Below are 3,346 nucleotides of genomic sequence, written 5' to 3'. Positions count from 1 at the left end.
CGATCACGCCGCCCGGCTCGAACGGCAGCGGGCTCGGAATGAAGCCAGGCACCTCGGCGAGACCGGCGATGGTGGCCGGCGCCCGGCAGACCAGCCGCCCGTGACGCGGGGCGGCAAGCAGCCTGTCATCGCCGATCAGTCGCGAAAACAGCCCGCGCACCCGGCAATGGTCGATGAGCGTCAGCGCCAGCGTCGTCTTGCCGGCGCCGGACGGCCCGGTGATGAGGACGCCGCGATCGCCGATCAGGATCGCCGTTGCGTGGATGTTTTCGGGCTTCACGGCAGGATCGGACATGATCGTTTCTGTCTGGGAACGGAGATCAGCCTTCGGCCGGCAGGGTCACCACGAAGCGCGCGCCCTTGATCTCGCCCGGCTTGGTGCCGGGGATGTTTTCCGCCGTCAGCGTGCCGCCATGCGCTTCGACGATCTGCCGGCTGATCGACAGGCCGAGGCCGGAGTTCTGGCCGAAGGCCTCGCCGGCGGGCCGGTCGGTATAGAAGCGCTCGAAGATGCGATCGATCTTTTCGGCTCTGATGCCCGGACCGTTGTCGTCGACGGTGACGATGTTGAACTTGCCGGCGCGCGCCAGCGAGATGGTGATATGGCCGTGTTCCTCGGGAACGAAGGAACGCGCGTTCTCGATCAGGTTGGTGATGACCTGGCCGATCCTCAGATCATGGCCGACCACGACGTAGCCTTTGACGCCCTGCGGCAGCTTGGCGACCTTGAGCTCGATCTCGACCGACTTCTTGTTGCGCGTCGTCTCGCGCGAGACCGCGACAAGATCGGTGATGAACTTCTTCAGATCGACCGTCGAGGCATCCTCGCGCGCCAATTCGGCGTCGAGCCGCGACGCATCGGAAATATCGGTGATCAGTCGGTCGAGCCGCTTCACGTCGTGCTGGATGATTTCCATCAGGCGCGCGCGTGAGGTGTCGTTCTTGGCCAGCGGCAGCGTTTCGACCGCGCTGCGCAGCGAGGTCAGCGGATTCTTGAGCTCGTGCGAGACATCGGCCGCGAAGCTTTCGATCGCCTCGATGCGCGCATAGAGCGCGTTTGTCATGTCGCGCACCGCGATCGACAGATTGCCGATCTCGTCCTGACGGTCGGAGAAGTCCGGGATCTCCTCGCGGTTCTTGACGCCGCGCCGCACCCGTACGGCGGCAGCCGACAGCCGCCGCAGCGGATTGGCGATGGTGGAGGCCAGCAGCAGCGAGAGGATGGCCGTGACAAGCGCCGCGATGCCGAACACGCGCAGGATCGCCTTGCGTTCGGCCGCGACGATCTTGTCGATATCGCCGCCTTCGGTGGACAGCATCAAGACCCCGAGCACGGCGCGGAATCGCTGGATCGGCACCGCCACCGAGACGATCTGCTCGCCCTGCTCGCTTACCCGAACGATGGTCGAAGGACTGCCGGTCAGCGCCTTGACCACTTCGGGGAAGGCCGCGCCATTGCCGCCGGGCTGTTCGTGATAGACGGGCAGGTCCTTGTTGCGGAAGAAGTCGAAGACGAATTTCTCGACGCGCTCCAATAGGTCGGGCTGCTCGTCGTCGACAGGCGGCAGGTCGTAGCGCAGGATCTGGCCGCGCGAATAGAGATGCCGCGAATCGAGCAGCAGGTTCGCGTCGCGGTCGTAGATGCGGGCGCGCGTGCGGGTCGGCGAGATCAGCCGCCGCAGCACCGGCGCCACGCGCTCGGGATTGATCGGGAAGTCGAGATTGTCGAGCTGGTCCGAGCCTGGCCCCAGGCTTTCGCCGGCCTGCAGCTCGAGCAGCTTTTCCGGATCGATGCTGATCGAGTCGGTCTCGACCGTCGCCGAGGCCGCGATGGCGCCAGCGATGATCTCGCCTTGCGTCATCAGGCTTTCGACGCGGGCGTCGATCAGCCCGTCGCGGAAGGTGTTGAGATAGAGGATGCCGGTGACCAGCACGGCGAGGCCGGCCAGGTTGAGAAACAGGATGCGCCGCGTCAGGCTGGAGAAGATGTGGTGGCCGAGGAAGCGGCGCATCGGCACCGTGATCTTCGACAGGAATGCAGGCACGATACGCGACGGGCGCTTCGCCGCGCCCGCCCGCCTGCCTCGCTCTGCTTCCACTGCCATCAACTAGCAGTCCCTGTCCGGTGAATGGTGCATGACGAATGGAAAAATGGGGCGCTTCGATAGAGCCCAGTGGGCCGCTCGCACCATCCACCATTCACCATTGCCTATTCAATATATCAAGCTTCCCGAAACCGGTACCCGACTCCGTAAAGGGTTTCGATCATCTCGAAGTCGTCATCGACGGCCTTGAACTTCTTGCGCAGCCGCTTGATGTGGCTGTCGATGGTGCGGTCGTCGACATAGACCTGCTCATCATAGGCCGAGTCCATCAGCGCATCACGGCTTTTTACCACGCCGGGGCGCTGCGCCAGCGAATGCAGGATCAGGAACTCGGTTACCGTCAGCGTCACCGGCTCGCCCTTCCAGGTGCAGGTGTGCCGCTCCTGGTCCATCACCAGTTGGCCGCGCTCGAGCGAGCGCGCCTGCTGGCTGGGCGCCTTGGCCGCCGCCTCGCGGGCGCTGGTGCGGCGCAGCACCGCGCGCACCCGCTCGACAAGCAAGCGCTGCGAGAACGGTTTGCGGATGAAATCGTCGGCCCCCATCTTGAGGCCGAACAGTTCGTCGATCTCGTCGTCCTTCGAGGTCAGGAAGATCACCGGCAAGTCGGATTTTTGCCGCATCCGGCGCAACAGCTCCATGCCGTCCATGCGCGGCATCTTGATGTCGAGGATGGCGAGGTTGGGCGGCCGCGCCGCCAGGCCTTCGAGCGCCGACGCGCCGTCGGTGTAGGTTTCGACGCGGTAGCCCTCGGATTCGAGCGCGATCGACACCGAAGTCAAAATATTTCGGTCGTCATCGACAAGCGCGATTGTTGCCATTTCAAGCGGCTCCCTCATGAGCTGTCCCTTCTGTCGTCGAGAAAGGGCTTTTGCAGGACAAATTGGGTACAAAATGTGGCACGGGCCTTGTCCGAAGTCACGGGCGGCCTGCCGCTACACACGATCGCACCCGTAACCGGATTGGACGAACGAAGCCTGCCAATCCTTTGGGCAACCTCTGTGATTTTTTGCACATATAAACGATTTAAACAACTTTCAAAATTTTTAAATCGATTAATGATTTGATATCATTCGCCTTTTCTGGTTCTGACCCTAGCTAGTCCCTTGCGCGTTCCGGCAATGACCGGTCAGACGCGGCCAAAATCCGGAGAGGAAATTGATGTCGGAAGCCGGCAAACGCAACCCCGACCGCGCCATTGACGCGATCGGCCTGAGGACCACGGGCACGGTGCGGTATAATTT

2 protein-coding genes and 1 pseudogene are annotated in these 3,346 nt (G+C 63.0%); all 3 read right to left on the bottom strand.

The features are described 5' to 3' along the window. Positions 1-295: pseudogene (locus EOA32_RS35240) on the bottom strand (HPr kinase/phosphorylase); the annotation flags it as partial. Positions 296-320: 25 nt separating this feature from the next. Beyond that, positions 321-2,012 (bottom strand): sensor histidine kinase, encoded by a 1,692-nt coding sequence (locus tag EOA32_RS35235; RefSeq protein WP_245418741.1) that lies wholly within the window; start codon positions 2,010-2,012, stop codon positions 321-323. A gap of 209 nt (positions 2,013-2,221) precedes the next feature. Next, complete coding sequence (locus EOA32_RS35230) at positions 2,222-2,923, bottom strand: response regulator transcription factor (protein ID WP_006201274.1); 702 nt, start codon at positions 2,921-2,923, stop codon at positions 2,222-2,224. Between the last annotated feature and the right edge of the window lie 423 nt (positions 2,924-3,346).

Origin of the sequence: Mesorhizobium sp. M1A.F.Ca.ET.072.01.1.1, assembly GCF_004023325.1 — a bacterium.
In the GTDB taxonomy this organism is placed as follows: domain Bacteria; phylum Pseudomonadota; class Alphaproteobacteria; order Rhizobiales; family Rhizobiaceae; genus Mesorhizobium.
The sequence above is the reverse complement of the archived record's forward strand: the minus strand, read 5'-3'. Positions and strand labels throughout refer to the sequence as shown.

Excerpts from the sequence above, each read along its gene's own strand:
- EOA32_RS35235 (WP_245418741.1), bottom strand. The coding sequence starts at position 2,012 with ATGCGCCGCTTCCTCGGCCACCACATCTTCTCCAGCCTGACGCGGCGC.
- EOA32_RS35230 (WP_006201274.1), bottom strand. The coding sequence starts at position 2,923 with ATGGCAACAATCGCGCTTGTCGATGACGACCGAAATATTTTGACTTCG.